15 protein-coding genes are annotated in these 15,703 nt (G+C 60.5%); 3 read left to right on the forward strand and 12 right to left on the reverse strand.

Features of this window, described 5'->3' with window-relative positions:
• On the forward strand, nt 1–321 hold a 321-nt coding region (locus F3H58_RS12190), incomplete at its 5' end, for a transposase (protein WP_149740832.1).
• A 149-nt stretch (nt 322–470) separates the two neighbouring features.
• On the opposite strand, the gene F3H58_RS12195 is transcribed toward F3H58_RS12190, so the two are convergent.
• From F3H58_RS12195 to F3H58_RS12215, 5 genes are all read right to left on the reverse strand, one after another.
• Nucleotides 471–1,187, reverse strand: coding sequence for an ABC transporter ATP-binding protein (locus F3H58_RS12195; protein ID WP_020809642.1), 717 nt, complete (start codon nt 1,185–1,187; stop codon nt 471–473).
• Entirely contained in the window at nt 1,168–1,932 is a 765-nt protein-coding gene (locus F3H58_RS12200) for an ABC transporter ATP-binding protein (RefSeq protein WP_149742370.1), read from the reverse strand. Before F3H58_RS12200 ends, F3H58_RS12195 begins: the two co-directional genes overlap by 20 nt.
• Nucleotides 1,929–2,936, reverse strand: a complete 1,008-nt coding sequence (locus F3H58_RS12205; protein WP_149742371.1) for a branched-chain amino acid ABC transporter permease — start codon at nt 2,934–2,936, stop codon at nt 1,929–1,931. The genes F3H58_RS12200 and F3H58_RS12205 overlap by 4 nt, the downstream gene beginning before the upstream one ends.
• Before the next feature lies 1 nt (nt 2,937).
• Nucleotides 2,938–3,801, reverse strand: a complete 864-nt coding sequence (locus F3H58_RS12210; RefSeq protein WP_149742372.1) for a branched-chain amino acid ABC transporter permease — start codon at nt 3,799–3,801, stop codon at nt 2,938–2,940.
• Between the two features lie 90 nt (nt 3,802–3,891).
• Nucleotides 3,892–5,064: an ABC transporter substrate-binding protein gene (locus F3H58_RS12215; RefSeq protein ID WP_003519825.1), complete on the reverse strand. Its 1,173-nt coding sequence runs from the start codon at nt 5,062–5,064 to the stop codon at nt 3,892–3,894.
• A gap of 377 nt (nt 5,065–5,441) precedes the next feature.
• Here F3H58_RS12215 and F3H58_RS12220 point away from each other — a divergent pair, with 377 nt between their 5' ends.
• The gene (locus F3H58_RS12220) at nt 5,442–5,813 is read left to right on the forward strand and encodes a hypothetical protein (protein ID WP_149742535.1); all 372 of its coding nucleotides are present in this window, start codon (nt 5,442–5,444) and stop codon (nt 5,811–5,813) included.
• Nucleotides 5,814–5,840: 27 nt separating this feature from the next.
• Here F3H58_RS12220 and F3H58_RS12225 read toward each other — a convergent pair whose 3' ends face one another.
• The 6 genes from F3H58_RS12225 to F3H58_RS27230 all read right to left on the reverse strand — a co-directional run bounded on the left by F3H58_RS12225 (nt 5,841) and on the right by F3H58_RS27230 (nt 12,998).
• Complete coding sequence (locus F3H58_RS12225; protein ID WP_149742373.1) at nt 5,841–7,574, reverse strand: M14 family metallopeptidase; 1,734 nt, start codon at nt 7,572–7,574, stop codon at nt 5,841–5,843.
• Between the two features lie 5 nt (nt 7,575–7,579).
• On the reverse strand, nt 7,580–8,428 hold the full coding sequence (locus F3H58_RS12230; protein WP_020811984.1) for an ABC transporter permease: 849 nt from the start codon (nt 8,426–8,428) through the stop codon (nt 7,580–7,582).
• A 6-nt stretch (nt 8,429–8,434) separates the two neighbouring features.
• Entirely contained in the window at nt 8,435–9,358 is a 924-nt protein-coding gene (locus F3H58_RS12235) for an ABC transporter permease (protein WP_003519820.1), read from the reverse strand.
• A gap of 75 nt (nt 9,359–9,433) precedes the next feature.
• Nucleotides 9,434–10,969, reverse strand: coding sequence for an ABC transporter substrate-binding protein (locus F3H58_RS12240; RefSeq protein WP_149742374.1), 1,536 nt, complete (start codon nt 10,967–10,969; stop codon nt 9,434–9,436).
• A gap of 41 nt (nt 10,970–11,010) precedes the next feature.
• Nucleotides 11,011–12,831, reverse strand: coding sequence for an ABC transporter ATP-binding protein (locus F3H58_RS12245; RefSeq protein ID WP_149742375.1), 1,821 nt, complete (start codon nt 12,829–12,831; stop codon nt 11,011–11,013).
• On the reverse strand, nt 12,828–12,998 hold the full coding sequence (locus F3H58_RS27230) for a hypothetical protein (protein ID WP_188128896.1): 171 nt from the start codon (nt 12,996–12,998) through the stop codon (nt 12,828–12,830). The genes F3H58_RS12245 and F3H58_RS27230 overlap by 4 nt, the downstream gene beginning before the upstream one ends.
• A 319-nt stretch (nt 12,999–13,317) precedes the next feature.
• Here F3H58_RS27230 and F3H58_RS12255 point away from each other — a divergent pair, with 319 nt between their 5' ends.
• Nucleotides 13,318–13,620, forward strand: coding sequence for a putative quinol monooxygenase (locus F3H58_RS12255; protein WP_142781375.1), 303 nt, complete (start codon nt 13,318–13,320; stop codon nt 13,618–13,620).
• Between the two features lie 63 nt (nt 13,621–13,683).
• Here F3H58_RS12255 and F3H58_RS12260 read toward each other — a convergent pair whose 3' ends face one another.
• Nucleotides 13,684–15,585, reverse strand: coding sequence for a bifunctional sugar phosphate isomerase/epimerase/4-hydroxyphenylpyruvate dioxygenase family protein (locus F3H58_RS12260; RefSeq protein ID WP_149742536.1), 1,902 nt, complete (start codon nt 15,583–15,585; stop codon nt 13,684–13,686).
• Nucleotides 15,586–15,703 lie beyond the last annotated feature (118 nt).

The following is a 15,703-nucleotide window of genomic DNA, read 5'->3' on the forward strand; positions in this document are numbered from 1 at the left end:
ACCCTGATGGCCCACATGCCGGAACTGGGCGACAGTTCGCCCGGCGGCATGGCGGCGCTTGCAGGCCTTGCCCCCTTCAATGCCGATAGCGGCATTCACCGCGGCCAGCGCCATATCCGCGGCGGACGAAAGCGCGTTCGCGATGCCCTCTACATGGCGGCGCTGGTGGCCTACCGGTTAAAGTCGCCATTCGCCCGCATGGTTCAGGCCATGCAGGCCAAAGGCAAACCGTTCAAGGTCATGATCATTGCCATCGCCCGCAAACTGCTCGTCATCGCAAACGCCATGCTCAGGGATAAAACCACATTCCAAGCAGCTTGAAACAACATGCATCAATACAGTTGCCAGCCGGCGCGCGTCTGCGCGGCGCAAAGAGTCTTTTCACCCCAAGGACTTGGGGTGGCTGGATACCGGCTCAAGGCCGGTATGACGAGATTATATATATGAACGCGCAACGGCGATGCGTTGGCTCAATGCAGCCCGCCAACCCCAAGATGCGTATCGATAATATCCGGGTTTTCCGCAAGGTCGCTCGACGGTCCTTCCCAGACGATGCGCCCGCGTTCCATGATGATGGCGTGGTCGGCGAAGTCGATGGCCATCTGGATGCGCTGTTCGACGAGGAGAATGGTCATTTCACCCGATTGCGCCAGTTTGGAGAAGGCGGCCATCAACTCCTCGCAGATCACTGGGGCGAGGCCTTCAAGCGGTTCGTCGAGAAGCAGCACGCGCGGCTGGCCGAGAATCGTGCGGGCGGTGGAAAGCATCTGCTGTTCGCCGCCGGAAAGTTGCGAGCCGAGATTGCGGCGGCGCTCCTTCAGGCGCGGAAACAGCGTGTAGGCTTCCTCGATGGCCGATTTCGGCCGGGTCTTGAGGCCGACGAACAGGTTTTCCTCGACGGTGAGGGTGGGAAACACATCGCGCGTCTGCGGCACGTAGCCGAGACCGGCTTTGGCGCGGGCGGCACTCGGAAGGGCGGCGATGTCCTGCCCGCCGATGCGGATATCGCCGGCAAAACGTTTCGTCTGGCCGGCCAGCGTGGCGAAGAGGCTGGTCTTGCCGACGCCGTTGCGGCCGAGAACCGCGAAACGCGAGCCCGACGGCACGGAAAGCGACAGGCCCTCGATGACGCGGGTGGGGCCATAACCGGCGGTGAGGTTGACGATTTCAAGCGGCGCTGCGGGCATCGGCGTAACTTCCCAGATAAGCTTGGCGGACTTCCGCATTGCTGGTGACATCATCAGGCGAACCGTCGAAGATGACGGCGCCGGCGGCCAGAACGACCACGCGCTTGGCGAAACGGAAGACCAGATCCATGTCGTGCTCGATCATCAGGATCGCGAGATCGGCCGGCAGCCGGTCGAGCGCCTGTTCGATGCGCGCCGTTTCCGTGGAGGGCACGCCGGCGGCCGGTTCGTCGAGCAGGAGGATTTTCGGGCGAAGCGCCATGGCAAGCGCGATCTCGATCAGCCGCTGCTGGCCATAGGCGATTTCACGCACCCTTGTTTCGGCAAGCGGCAGAAGGCCAAGCGTGCCGAGAATGTCGCGTGCTTCGCTCATCACCGAGGGCATGGCGCGGTATCGGCCGAAAATCCGGCCGGTTTTACCTTCGCGCTGGAGAATGGCGAGCGCCACATGTTCCTCCGGCGTCATGTCCTGAAACAGCCGGGTCACCTGGAAGGAGCGCACAAGGCCGCGCTTCACCCGCTGGCTGGCGCTGAGGTTTGTGACGTCCTCGCCGGCGATCCGCACCGTGCCGGCTGAGGGTTTGATATTGCCGGTGACGAGATTGACGAAGGTCGTCTTGCCGGCGCCATTGGGGCCGATCAGCACCGTGCGATCTCCCGGCGAAAGCGACAGCGAGACATTGTTGGTGACGACGAGGCCGCCGAAATTTTTCTTGAGGCCGGAGACTTCAAAAATGGCGCTCATTTGCGACCTCCACGGATGCGCGCAATGATCTGCTCACCCGCGCCATAAAGCCCACGCGGCGCAAAAAGCACGACGGCAATCAGCAGCAGGCCGACAATGGTGAGCCAGTGGAACGGATTGGCGGCGGAAACGACATCTTCGAACCACATGAAGGTGACGGTGCCGATCAGCGCGCCGTAAAGGGAACCCGCGCCGCCGAGCACCAGCATGACCAGCGCTTCGGCCGAAAGCGTGAAGCTGAGGCTATCGAGACCGACGACCTGGGTGGAAATGGCATTCAGCGCACCGCCAATGCCGGCGACGATGCCCGATATGACGAACATCTTCAAAATCGTGCCGTTGACGGCGCCGCCCATGGCCTGAATGCGGATGCTGTCCTGCTTGACGCCGCGGCACAACATGCCAAAGGGCGAGTTGACCACGATCCTGAGGGCGAGGAAGACGACGAGCAGCAGACAGACGCCGTAAATATAGGCGGTGCGGCCGAAAAGATCGAATTCGAAGGTGCCGAACAGCGCGCCCGGGGAAACGCCGGCAAGTCCGTCGCTGCCGCCCGTCCAGCCCGATGCCTTGTTGGCGGCCTCATGGAACAGGTGGATGACGGCGATGGAAAGAACGAGCTGCGGCAGGCCGTGGGCGCGCAAGAGAACCGTGCCGGAGACCAGCCCGGCAACGCCGCCCGCGCCTGCGCCGATCACGGTCATCAGCAGCGGATCGGTAATCTCGAAATGGGCGGCGGCAATTCCGGCGGCATAGGCGCCCGCGCCGAAGAGCGCGGCATGGCCAAGTGTCGCGACACCGCAATAGCCGGTAACGAGATCGATCGACAGCACGAGAAGCGCGATGGCGATGATGCGGGTCAGAAGCGCCAGATTATCCGGAAACAGGTAATAACCGGCAATGGCGGCAATAATGATGAGAAGTGGCCCTGCCAGCGTGCGCAGCGGCGAGCGCGCCTTCGGGATTTCTGCCGTTTCAGTCACATCGTTCATGAGCACCGCCATCTCATTTCGCCCTTCCGAGAAGGCCGCGCGGGAACAGCGTGATGATCACGATGACCGCCAGGTAAAAGAAGAATTCGCCATATTCGGGGACGAGGTAACGCCCGGTCGTATCGATGGCGCCGAGCAGCAGACAGGCGATCAGCGCGCCCGGAATGGAGCCCGCGCCGCCGACCGAGACAACCACGAGGAAGGTCACCATATAACGCAGCGCATAATAGGGTTCGACCGGCAGCAATTCCGCGCCGATGACGCCGCCCATGGCGGCAAGGCCGACGGCGATGGCGAAACTGACGGCGTAGATGACCTCCGTGCGAACGCCGAGTGCGGCCGCCATGGCGGCGTTATCGACAGCAGCGCGCAGCTTGATGCCGAAGGCGGTCTTTTCGAAGGTGAACCACAATGCACCGGCAACGGCCAGACCGCAGGCAATGGCGAAGATGCGGTGGGTGGCGATGGTGCGGAAGCCAAGATCGGTGGGGCCGGCCAGCTGCTGCGGCAGCGGAATCGTCTTCAGCGTCGGGCCGAAGACGAAATTGGCGATGCCGATGATGCAAAACGTGATGCCGATGGTCATCAGCACCTGTGTCAGCTCCGGCGCGCCATAGATGCGGCGATAGAGAAAACGCTCAAGCGGTATGGCGATGACGATGGTGCCGACGATGGCGGCGAGGATCGCCACGGCATAACCGAGTCCGAGGCCATGGGCGGCATAGGAGGCGAGATAACCGCCGATCATGGCGAAGGCGCCATGCGCCAGATTGACCACCCGCATCAGCCCCATCGTCACCGAAAGGCCGATGGAGATGATGAACAGGACCATGCCATAGGCAAGCGCATCGACAAGGATGCTGAAGACCGTCTGCATGCTGAAAAATTCCTCCCGGTGCTGCAATGCCCATCCGGGCCGGAGACGGGCCGCTATTGGCGGCCCGACAACGTCTTTTAAAAGCTGCCGTTACTTCGCGGCGGCGAGGCCCGGATCGCCCTGTTTTTCGAAGGTCTGGACTTCCTTGTTGTAATAATTTCCGTCATCGCCCTTGGCCACTTCGCGCAGATAGATGTTCTGCGTGATGTGGCGGCTTTCCGGATCAATGCTGACAGGGCCGCGCGGGCTTGTCCAGGAAAGACCCTTCACCGCGTCCACCGCCTTTTCCGCATCCTGCTTGCCGCCAGTAGCCTCGATCATCTTGCTGATGACATACATGCCGTCAAAGGCGCCGACGGAAGGGAAAGAGAGCTCCTTGGGGTTGCCGATCGCCTTGGCGGCGGCCTCCACGAAGGTCTTGTTCTCAGGGGAATCATGCGAGACGGCGTAGTGGAAGGTCGTTTGCATGCCGAGCGCGGCTTCGCCGAGCGCCGGCAGGTCGGATTCCTGTGTCAGATCGCCCGGCGCGAAGAGCTTGACGCCTGCGGATTTCAGGCCGTTATCGTTGAAGGCCTTGACGAAGCCGAGCGTGGTTGGGCCCGACGGCAGGAAGGCGAAGACGCCTTGCGCGCCGGAATCCTTCACGCGCTGCATGATCGGGCTGAAATCATTGGTGGAAAGCGGCATGCGGATGCTTTCGACAACCTCGCCGCCGGCGGCGGTGAAGGCCGCCTTGAAGGCGTTCTCGGCATCGACGCCGGGGCCGTAATCGCTGACCAGCGAGATGACCTTCTTCACGCCGCCATCAAAGGCCACTTTGGCGATGGGGGTGGAGGTCTGCCAGGTGGTGAACGAGGTGCGCACCACATAGGGGCTTTTCGTCACGATGGCCGAAGTGGCGGCATTCATGATGACCATCGGCACGTTGCCCTGCTTCAGCAAAGGCGTGACGGCCATCGCATCCGGGGTGAAATAGAAGCCGGCGAGATATTGCACGCCTTCCTTCACCACCAGCTCCTGCGCCAGCGCCTTGGACTGCGCCGGATCGGCCTGCGGCACATCGCGATAGACGACCTCGACCGTATCGTCGCCGACCTTGTTGCCGTGAAGGGCAAACCAGGCGTCAATGCCGGCCTTGAAGTTCTTGCCCTGCAGCGCGAAGGGGCCGGAGAACGGACCGACCACGCCCACCTTGATGGTCTCGGCATAAGCGGCGGTACTGAAGCAGATGGCCGCGATGGCGGCGGTGATCCGTAATTTCATGATTTCCTCCCAATTGATCCGTGGCTCCCATCCACCGATCCAGACTGCCAGATTGATGAGTGCAGTGGCCAAAGTAAAATGAAATAAGGGGGGTGATAAATAACCTGACGGTTATCAATACCCGTCTCACCGGGTTTGTCTCATGTAAGATCGCACAATAGTGATCATCCCGTGATTCTCACTATATAGCGCCGCCGCAGCCATCGCGACCGGTGTTTTCGCGGCACGTGGTATCGAAATGCTTCGTCATGAAAACCAGCTTTTGTGACATGTTTCGAAAATAACGGTCATACCCGCGCAAGCCTCGTGCCTTAACCAGTTCTAAGGGGATTTTTTGTAGCCTCGCGAAGCATATTGTGAACTTTATTTGGTGTCTGATGGGCGAATATCAAAATAGAGTTGTTGAGTTGATGCGGGATCGCCTTGGCGAAAGTATACTCAACAATAAGATCGAGCGCCGCGAAGCATTTCTTCGCAAGGCGCTGGCGCTGTATCACGTCATGGGCGGAGACGCGCAAGGCATGCACGCTGCGGTGGAGGATGTGGTCAACCTGCAAAAGCCGAGTGTCGATGTCGCTATTGGCGACGTGATGCATGAGCTGGCAGCAATCGGTCACGTTGCCGATCTTGATATTATTCAGGCCGGGTACAACAAGCTTGATGCCGCTAATTTGCATATTCTGAGCAAGGGCAAGAGGCTTTTGCAGAAGCAGCGGGACCAAAAACTCGCCGGTTCGGCGGGAAAATAGGCCGCCCATCGAGGGCGGCCCGCAATATCAGGCCACTTCCCCGACGAGAATCTCCTGCCAGGCATCATAGGCGGAGAGAACCGTTTCCATCTGTGCGGTGTGGCCGGTGATGAAGTCGTTGCCGTAGATCGTCTCATCCGGATATTCGGTGATCAGCGTCATCGGCACGGTGTGGCGGTCGTCGACGGAGGACAGGCACGGGAAGCCGTTGATGATGCGGAAACCGGTTTCGCCGGCGTGGATTTCATAAAGAGCGATCTGTCGGTTGTTGTAGTCGAGCAGGCCGGGAATGGCGCCGAGATGGCGGGTCACCCGGTCGAGCAGGGCTTCGGCCTGCCTTTCCCAGTCCGCATGGTGGCGGATGATGAGGAAGAAACCCTTCGGCAGTGTCCACATGGCGAAATTGCGCGGGACATAACCGGAAAGCGGCCGGGTCCATTCGTGGGATGGATAACCGTGCAGGTTCACATGCAGGCTGGCGCCGCTCATCTCCTGCGCCCTGAAACGGATTGCCTTCTCGTTGAGATGGACACCCGAATTCTCCCGCGTGCGATATTCAAGATCGTCGCCGAGCGCCGTGTAACGCGCCGCGTGATGCATATGGCGCGGATTGTCGGCTCTCAGCCGCTGATGCAGGGCGTAACCGTCAGGATTTTCCAGCGGCGAAATGGTGAAATGCGCGCCCTTGCGCTCTGCGAGTTTGCGGGCGGCGCGGATGGCGCCGACGATGCCTGTGGTCTCATTGGGGTGCTGGCCGCCGCTGATCATCACTGCGGCATCGCTGCCGGCGACATAACGGGCGGCAAGAATACGGCCGGAACGGGAGCGGGCCTCGAAGGCCTCGCCGCCGATTTCTTCAAGCAGCTTCGCGAGCTGGCCTGCCGCGACCGGTTCGCTGGCCGTATCGATCGGCTGTTCACGGCCATCGAGAAAGGCTGTGGTGAGCGTGCGGGCCTCGATGCGGACGGAGACTTCGCCCTCGCTTTTGACGATTTCCGGTACGATCTGGCCGGGCTTCAGTCCCCGGTCACCCAGCGGCCGGCCGGACTTCTTCTGGAAGAACTCCAAGAGCGAGAAATAGAAATCCTCATGCAGGGCTTCGCGCAGGCTGACGACCTCATCGCCGAGGGCAAGTGGCAAATCTTCGGCCGGATGCGCGACGCGGATGTTCAGTTCTTCGAAATAGGGCTCTTCATCGCCCCAGCCATGGTTGGCGACGGCATGGATCGCCGCTTGAAAAAGCCGTTCGTAATCCGTCTCTAGCCGCTCACCCACAGCATCGCCGGCAAGCCGGAACCAGCCCGTGGGCGAAACATTGGTTTCGCCGACGATATCGGTGTGCACCCGGTTTGGCGCCAGAATCTTCAGGGTTTCCTTCTTGCCGTTGCGGCTCAGGGTAACATCATAATGGAAGGCGTCGTCGTTCCGGGCGACGAAGTCGATTTTCGCATCGCCCACCAGAGCCGCCAGCGGATAGGCTTCCAGCCGGAAACGATTGGCGGGGGCGTTGGCGTGTACGGGGTATCGCACCTCTATGGTGTCGACGCCATCCAGATTGATCTCTTCCATAAAGGTGAAGAGAAGCGGTTTGTAGGCGCTGCGGATGCGGGCGCTGACGCCTTTTTTCTTCAGCCGGTTTTCGGCTTCGCGGCGGCTTTTGGCGTCATCGAAGCTCCATGCCTCGAAGGACTGGCCGGGTTCGGCATTGGCGAGAAGCGTATCCAGCGTGCGTTCGAAAGTCTGGTCGAAAATCTGGCTCATCGCTGTTACCTCGAGGTTCTGCCGGTGGGGTCGAGGCTGTCGCGCAGCCAGTCGCCGAGAAGGTTGAGGCCAAGCACCGTCAGAAGGATAGCAAGACCCGGGAAGACACTGACCCACCATGCGGTTTGCAGATAGGTCCGTCCATCCGCCAGCATGCCGCCCCAGCTCGGAATGGTCGGATCGACACCGAGGCCGAGGAAGGTGAGGCTGCTTTCCAACAGGATGTTGTTGGCGACATTGAGCGTCATCAGCACGATGACGGGGCCGATGAGATTCGGCAGCAGATGCTGGAGAATGATGCGCCAGTCCTTCACGCCGATAGCGCGGGCGGAAAGGATGAATTCCCGCTCCCGCAGCGTCAGCACCGAGCCGCGCACGAGGCGGGCATACTGCACCCATTGCGACACGATCAGGAGGATGATGGTGTTGGTGAGGCTGCCGCCGACAATGGCGATGAAGGTGATGGCGAGCAGAATGAAGGGCATGGCGAGCTGGATATCGGCAAAGCGCATGACCAGCATATCCCAGAAGCCGCGATAATAACCGGCCACCAGCCCAACCGCGACACCGAAGATGACCGCGCCGATAACCGAGGTGAAACCGACCAGCAGCGAAATCTTGCCGCCGGCGACGACGCGGGCGAGCACGTCACGGCCCAGCGGATCGGTGCCGAGCGGATGGGCGGCATTGGCGAAGGGTTTGGCAAGGCGGGCCATCAGGTCGATCTTGTCCGCACCGCCCGGAAACAGCACGTCGGAAAAGACGACGGCAAGGCAGATGACTGTCGTGAGGAACGCGCCGAGGACGAATTCGAGATTGGTGAAGCGCGCGAGACGCGAGGTTTTGGCAGCCATCGTCACTTACTCCGTGCGGATGCGCGGATCGACAAGCCCATAGGCGATATCGACCAGAAGGTTGATGCCGACGATCATCAGCGACAGCACGGTGATGACGGCCTGAAGCACGGGATAGTCACGCGCGCCGACCGCATCGAAAGCCAGCGTGCCGAGACCCGGCCAGTTGAAGACGCGCTCAATGACGACGATGCCGCCGAGCAGCCCGCCGAATTGCAGGCCGAAATAGGTGATGAGCGGAATGGCGCAGTTGCGCAGCGCGTGTTTGTAGAGAACCTTGTTTTCGCTCAGCCCCTTGGCGCGTGCGACCATCACGTATTGAGAGCGCAGCGTATCAAGCATGGCCGTGCGCACCAGTCGCACATTGGTGGCCGTCAGGATGACGCCCATGGTGACCGCGGGCATGATGTAGCTCGCAAAACCACCCATGCCGCTGGGCGGCAGCCAGCCGAGCGTGATGGAGAACAGGAGCACGAGCATCGTGGCCAGCCAGAAATTCGGGAAGGACAGACCGACGAGCGAGAAGATGCGGATCACCTGATCGGCCGTCTTGCCGCGCGAGGTCGCCGCCTTGATGCCGAGCGGAATGGAAAGCGCAATTGACACCGCCATGGAGATGAAGGCGAGAAGCAGCGTTGCGGGCAGGGCATCGGCAATGAGGCGCGAGACCGGCGTGCTGCCGGTGAAGCTGCGGCCGAAATCGAGCGTCACGAGGCCCTTCAGGAAGCTGAAATATTGCACGAAGAACGGCCGGTCGGTGCCGAGCGCCGCACGGATGCGCGCCAGATCGTCTTCCGTCATGCTGCCGCCGCCCTGGAACATGGTGACAGCGGGGTCACCCGTGAGGCGGATGGCGAAGGAAACGAGAAGGGTGATGGCAATGACGACAAAAATCGCCTGCAGCAATCGCTTGATGAGGAAACCGGCCACGTTTTTTACCTTGAAGAGAAGTTCTGCCTTGCCCGCGCGTGGCGGGCAAGGCGACTTATGAGAGGATCAACCAGCTTATTCGACGGTCACGTCGGTCAGCTTCAGGCGGTTATCCGGCGGTGCGACGAAACCCTTGACCCGCTTGTTGATGCCGTAAATGGCATTGGTGTTGTAAAGCGGGATTTCCAGCGCGCGTTCGGCGGTATAGCTGCCGATTTCCTTGAGGATCTTTTCACGCTCGGCACGGTCGGTCAGCGGACGCTGGGATTCCAGCAGCTTGTCCAGCTTTTCGTCCTTGTCGTAAGGGTTCCACTTTTCACCCGAGTGATACATGGAATAGGCCGTGTTGTCGTAATCGAAGGTCCAGCCGCCCCATTTCTGCTGGAACATCGCGCCGGTCTTGCCCTGCGGGATGATGTCGTTCAGCAGCACGTTGGTTTCATAGGGCTTGATGGTGGCGGTGATGCCGACCATGGAGAGGTAGCTGGAAATGACCTGCGCCACCTCGTTCATCGTCGCGTCATTGCCGCGGATGTCGATCTGCAGCGCCGCACCCGGCTTGACGCCGGCTTCCGCGAGCAGCTTCTTTGCACCTTCCGGATCGTAAGGCAGCGGCTTCAGTTCCGGGTCGTAGCCGAAGGACAGCGCGCTCTGGAAGCTCGCGATTTCCGATGCCTGGCCGGCAAGGATCGACTTGACGATGGTGCCGCGGTCGACCGCCATGATGATGGCCTTGCGCACCTTCGGATCGGCGGTGATGCCATCACGGGTGTTGAAGCGCAGCGCATCGACCGTCGGGCCGGGAACGCTGACGATCTCAAGCTTGGAATCGCCTTCGATGACCGGGATCATGCCAATCGGGATGGTGGGCGGAATGACGAGATCCACGCGGCCGGCCTGCAATTCGGCAACGGCGGTCGCGGGCTCGGCGATGAAGCGATATTCAAGCTCGGAGAGTTTTGGCGCACCGCCCCAGTAGTCGGCGTTGGCCTCCAGCTTGATGTTGGTCTTTGGTGCGTAGGAAACGAATTTGAACGCGCCGGTGCCAACCGGGTTGAGGTTGAAGTTGTCCTCGCCCTTTTCCTGAATGTACTTCGGCGGAACGATCATGCCGCCATAACCGGCAAGCTTGGTCAGCAGCACCGGATCCGGCGCCTTCAGCTTCATGTCGACGGTGTAATCATCGATGACATCAACGCTTTCGATGGCGACATAGTTAGAGCGCTGCGGGCCCTTGGCACCCTGTTCGCCGAGAAGGCGCTCAAAGGTGAACTTGACCGCGGCGGCGTTGAAGGGCTCGCCATTGTGGAACTTGACGTTCTGGCGCAGCTTGAAGCGGATGCGCTTGCCCTCATCCAGCTCTTCCCAGGATTCGGCAAGGCCGGGCACGAGTTTCAGGTCCGGGCCGCGATAGGTGAGGCCATCAAAAATGTTGGTGGCGACGGCAGCCCATTGCACGAGGAAAGTGTCGATCGGATCCCAGCTGCCCGGGTCCTGCGGGCTGGAAATGGTCATCTTGCCGGCGGCAAGAGCCGGTGCGGCGGTCAAGGCCGTTGCGGCCATGGCAAGCGCGACGAACGTTGTCGTCATCCCCTTCTTTATCATTGTCATCTACCTGTTCCTCTTCAGATGGTTGTGGTTCTGGTTGTTATTCAGGCGCTCTTCGCGATGAAGTGGCCCGGATTGATTTCCTCATGGGCGAGAATGGCCGGCTCATCGCCAACACGGCGCACGGGATTGGGAATTTCGCCTTCGATCATCGCGATGCGGCGCTCTATGGTCGGATCGGCAACCGGCACCGCTGAAAGCAGGCGGCGCGTATAATCATGCGTCGGTGTTTCGAAGACCTGCCGGCGGCTGCCCATCTCCATGATCTGGCCGAGATAAAGCACGGCGACGCGGTGGCTCATCTTTTCCACGACAGCCATGTCATGGCTGATGAAGAGATAGGCGAGCCCGCGCTCGGCCTGCAAATCCATGAACAGATTGATGATCTGCGCCTGAATGGAGACGTCGAGCGCCGACAGCGCCTCGTCGGCAATGATGAGCTTCGGATCGGAAGCCAGCGCACGGGCAATGCAGACGCGCTGGCGTTGGCCGCCGGAAAACTCGTGCGGATAACGCGCGGCATGTTCGGAGGAGAGGCCCACACGCTCCAGCAATTCATCCACGCGCCGCTTTACGGCTTTCTGATCATTGATCAAACCATGGGTGTTGATCGGCTCGGCAATCGAAAAACCGACCGTCTTGCGCGGATCGAGCGAGGCGAAAGGGTCCTGGAAGATATATTGCACTTCCTGACGCATGCGGAAGCGTTCCGCCGCCGACATCTCAGAATAGCTGCGGCCATTGAAGGCAATTTCGCCCGAGATGGCCGTCTGCAATTGCTGGATGGTGCGGCCGATGGTGGATTTGCCGGAACCGGATTCGCCCACCAGCGCCAGCGTTTCGCCGGCGTGAATATCGAAGCTGACCTTCTGCACGGCGCTGAGGCGGTGCGTCGCCTTGCCGAACAGGTTCTTGCGGATATCGAAGCGGACAAACAGGTCCTTGACCGACAAAAGCGGCTTCGCGTCGTATTTCGCCGTGTTTTGCACGCGCTCCTCGCCGACCACGACCGGCTGGCCGTCCTGCAACACGGTGAGCGGTAGCCGCTTGGGAAACTCCTCGCCTTCCATGCTGCCGAGGCGCGGAACAGCGGAAAGCAGGGCGCGCGTGTAAGGGTGCTGCGGGTTGGCGAAGATATCCTTGACCGGACCTTCCTCCACCTTCTTGCCCTTCCACATGACGACGACGTCATCGGCCATTTCCGCCACCACGCCCATATCGTGGGTAATGAAGACCATGCCCATGCCGAGCTTCTTCTGTAGGTCGCGCATGATGTTGAGGATTTGCGCCTGAATGGTCACGTCAAGCGCCGTGGTCGGCTCGTCGGCGATCAAAAGCTTCGGCCGGCAGGCGAGCGCCATGGCAATCATCACGCGCTGGCGCATACCGCCGGAAAGCTGGTGCGGGTATCGCTTCAGAAGCTCGGCGGCATCGGGCAGGCGCACCATTTCAAGCAGCGTCTGTGCTTCTGCCATCGCTGCCTGCTTGCTCATCTTCTCATGCAGGACAAGCACTTCGCATATCTGGTCGCCGATGGTGAAGACGGGGTTGAGCGAGGTCATCGGCTCCTGGAAGATCATGGCGATCTCCTTGCCGCGGATCGCGCGCATCTCTTTCTGAGACGCCTTCAGCAAGTCCTTGCCTTCAAACAGGATTTTGCCGGTGGGGTAGGTCGCGCCCATCATGTCGGCAAGGCGCATGGTGGAAAGCGAGGTGACCGATTTCCCCGACCCGGACTCGCCGACGACCGCGACAGTGCGGCCCGGCTCGACGCTGAAGGAGATATCGTCCACGACGCGGCTATTGCCGAACTCGACGCTCAGGCCTTCGACCGAGAGGAGGGCGTTTGCGGGTGCGGCAGTCATGTCAGCGTCTCCGGCGTGGCCTGCGCGGCAAAGCTGGCGCGGCCATGTGAAAATGAGGAAGGGGAAAATGTCTCGGGCAGGCGCGTTCTGGGCGACGCCACGGGCAGGAACGGGGATTTCGCGAAGAACTGCATGTCTTCAGGCCGCTTTGCCAGCGGAACGCGCATTGGCTGTCGCCCGCGGACACGGCACATTCGTTGTCACCGAAGCGCCGCAGGCAACCTCATCGGTACCGGCCGGATGATTTGCGTCGGCCGCAGATTCGACGATGCGCATGTAGCTCTAATTCCCCACCCTTGTTTTGCGAAAAAGCTAACAAAACCGAACAATCATGTCCAGAGTGTTGAACAATTTTTGTGTACTGCTCTACAAATGCGCAGCTGCACCGATTTTGAGCGCGCATTCCTGAAGAATGCTTCGCAATGATGCGTGTATTCCACGATTATTGTCGCTAAAAACCTTTCGGAAGAGCGATGAGGAATGGGAATGCCGGGCATGAACAACAAGGCAGGTGCAGTCAGGCTGAGGGGCTTTTTACGGTGCTTGTCCAAGGATGATGTCGAGCTGGTGCGACGCCACCTTCCCGAACATCTGCGTCTGACCAGAGCGGAACCCGGCTGTCTTTCCTTCGAGGTTTCCGAGACAGACGATCCCCTGATCTGGCAGGTGGAGGAGCTTTTTGCCGACCGTGCCGCCTTCGATTTCCATCAGCAGCGGACACGGGCGTCCGAGTGGTTCACGGCAACTTCCGCCATTCCACGCGACTATGAGATAACGACATTGGCGTGAATGAAAACAGGCCGCAGAGGCATTCCTGCCGGCCGCGGCCTGATCGTATTTCGGTGCCGGGATTTATTCCTTCGGCATGCCGACCGGCGGCGCAAGCCGCCGTTGCGCGGCGATGCGGAAGGGCGCGTTCATCGCGCCATAACCGCCATAAGCTCCGCGTCTTTCGATGATTTCAAAGAAGAAACCCTCGCCGAAGGTGCGGCTGTAGATCTGGAAATATTCACCATTGTCGTCGCGGTCGTAAAGAATGCTCGCGGCCCGCAGCGCATCGGAAAACTCCGGCTCCAGCCCGAAACGGGCTTCCAGATCGTCGTAATAATTGCGCGAGATCGGCAGGGCGTGGAAACCGCGCGCCTGCAGGGCTTTTGCTGTGGCGAAGATATCGTCGGTGGCAAACGCGATGTGCTGGATGCTGGTGCCGAAGCCCTCGGCCAGAAATTTGCCGGCGAAAGTCTTGCGATTGTCCGCACCGTTCATGGTCAGACGGAAATGCGGCGAGGGCACGCTTTCAATCGCCTGGCTGCGCACCAGCCCGCCCGGATCGACCACATCGATCATCGGCGTGCGCCGCGTTGCAAACAGCGAGGTGTAGAATAAAAGCCAGGTCAGCATTTCATCGTAATGCGTTGTTTGCGCAAGATGATCGATCCGCCTGAGGCCGGCATCGCCTTTCGGCGTTCGGCCTTCCGTGGGTACGAATTCATTGTCCCAGATGGAGGAAAGCTCCGGTGAACCGTCAAGGAAATAGATGACGCCGTTGCCCACGCCCTGAATGGCGGGAACGGCGACTTCGCCTGACTTGCGCGGTTCGGCGAAGGTGGGCGCGCCGAGCGCTTCTGCTCGGGCAAGGGCCGCCCCGGCATCATCCACCTTCAGCCCGAAGGCGTAGGCATTGGTGCCGTGGATGGAATAGGAGGCTCCTGCGAAACTGTCGCCGCCATCGCTGGTATTGATGACGATGCGAATATCGCCCTGCGTATAAAGATCGACATCGCGATTGCGGTGCCGGGCGGTGTTTTCAAAGCCGAGCGTGGCGAGAAGGGCTTCCAGATTGGGTTTTTCTTCCGGTGCCGTGGTGAATTCGACGAATTCCACCCCTTCCGTCTCCACCCGTTCCGGCATGGCTGGCACATCGATGCGGATATCGGGTTCGAGACGGCGTACCTGATCCATCAGGTTGATGAGCGAGCGGTGGCCATCCTCGGCCAGCAGCCGGGCCGAGCCGCCGCGGAACTGGTCGTTGAAGATTTCGAGCGATAGCGGCCCACTATAGCCTGTTGCCGCCACGGCGCGCATGAAATCCACCACCGGCAGATCGCCTTCGCCCGGCATGTTGCGGAAGTGGCGGCTCCAGTAGAGCAGGTCCATGTCGATCAGCGGCGCATCGGCAAGCTGCACGATGAAAATCTTGTCGCCGGGAATGGAGCGGATCGAATTGGGATCGATCTTTCGCGACAGCGTGTGGAAACTATCGAGGATGATGCCGACATTGGCGTGATCGGCGCGGCGCACCACCTCCCAGGCGTCGCGGTGATCGCTGATATGGCGGCCCCAGGCCAGCGCCTCGTAACCGACGCGCACGCCATGTTTTGCCGCAAGCTCGCCAAGCTGATGGAAATCGGCGGCGGCGCGGTCGATGCCGCCGAGCGAGACCGGTGAGACATTTGAGCAGATCAGCATCAGGTCGGTACCGAGTTCGCCCATGATGTCGAATTTGCGCTCGGCCCTTTCAAAAGCGCGGCTCCGGTGCGGCTCCGGCATGCCCTCGAAATCGCGGAACGGCTGAAAAAGGGTGATATCCAGCCCGTGATCGGCGGCCAAGGCCTTCACCTCGCGCGGCGAGGCGTCGTAGGTCAGGAAATCGTTTTCGAAAATCTCAACGCCCGAAAACCCCGCTTTGGCGATGGCCGCCAGCTTTTCGGGGAATTCGCCGCTGATCGATACGGTTGCAATGGATGTGCGCATTGGCATGCCGTGTCTTATCGTGTCATAGCTCGCCATATTGCCTTCCTTTTCAGCCTTATGTACTGATTGGTTAATAAAGGGGACGCAGCCAGAGGCCAGCCCCGTCCAGGGAATGAAG

The organism is Rhizobium sp. NFACC06-2, assembly GCF_900101425.1.
Lineage (GTDB): Bacteria > Pseudomonadota > Alphaproteobacteria > Rhizobiales > Rhizobiaceae > Agrobacterium > Agrobacterium leguminum.

Excerpts from the sequence above, each read along its gene's own strand:
- F3H58_RS12195 (WP_020809642.1), bottom strand. The coding sequence starts at position 1,187 with ATGCCCGCAGCGCCGCTTGAAATCGTCAACCTCACCGCCGGTTATGGC.
- F3H58_RS12200 (WP_149742370.1), bottom strand. The coding sequence starts at position 1,932 with ATGAGCGCCATTTTTGAAGTCTCCGGCCTCAAGAAAAATTTCGGCGGC.
- F3H58_RS12205 (WP_149742371.1), bottom strand. The coding sequence starts at position 2,936 with ATGGCGGTGCTCATGAACGATGTGACTGAAACGGCAGAAATCCCGAAG.
- F3H58_RS12210 (WP_149742372.1), bottom strand. The coding sequence starts at position 3,801 with ATGCAGACGGTCTTCAGCATCCTTGTCGATGCGCTTGCCTATGGCATG.
- F3H58_RS12215 (WP_003519825.1), bottom strand. The coding sequence starts at position 5,064 with ATGAAATTACGGATCACCGCCGCCATCGCGGCCATCTGCTTCAGTACC.
- F3H58_RS12220 (WP_149742535.1), top strand. The coding sequence starts at position 5,442 with ATGGGCGAATATCAAAATAGAGTTGTTGAGTTGATGCGGGATCGCCTT.
- F3H58_RS12225 (WP_149742373.1), bottom strand. The coding sequence starts at position 7,574 with ATGAGCCAGATTTTCGACCAGACTTTCGAACGCACGCTGGATACGCTT.
- F3H58_RS12230 (WP_020811984.1), bottom strand. The coding sequence starts at position 8,428 with ATGGCTGCCAAAACCTCGCGTCTCGCGCGCTTCACCAATCTCGAATTC.
- F3H58_RS12240 (WP_149742374.1), bottom strand. The coding sequence starts at position 10,969 with ATGACAATGATAAAGAAGGGGATGACGACAACGTTCGTCGCGCTTGCC.
- F3H58_RS12245 (WP_149742375.1), bottom strand. The coding sequence starts at position 12,831 with ATGACTGCCGCACCCGCAAACGCCCTCCTCTCGGTCGAAGGCCTGAGC.
- F3H58_RS27230 (WP_188128896.1), bottom strand. The coding sequence starts at position 12,998 with ATGCGCGTTCCGCTGGCAAAGCGGCCTGAAGACATGCAGTTCTTCGCG.
- F3H58_RS12255 (WP_142781375.1), top strand. The coding sequence starts at position 13,318 with ATGCCGGGCATGAACAACAAGGCAGGTGCAGTCAGGCTGAGGGGCTTT.
- F3H58_RS12260 (WP_149742536.1), bottom strand. The coding sequence starts at position 15,585 with ATGCGCACATCCATTGCAACCGTATCGATCAGCGGCGAATTCCCCGAA.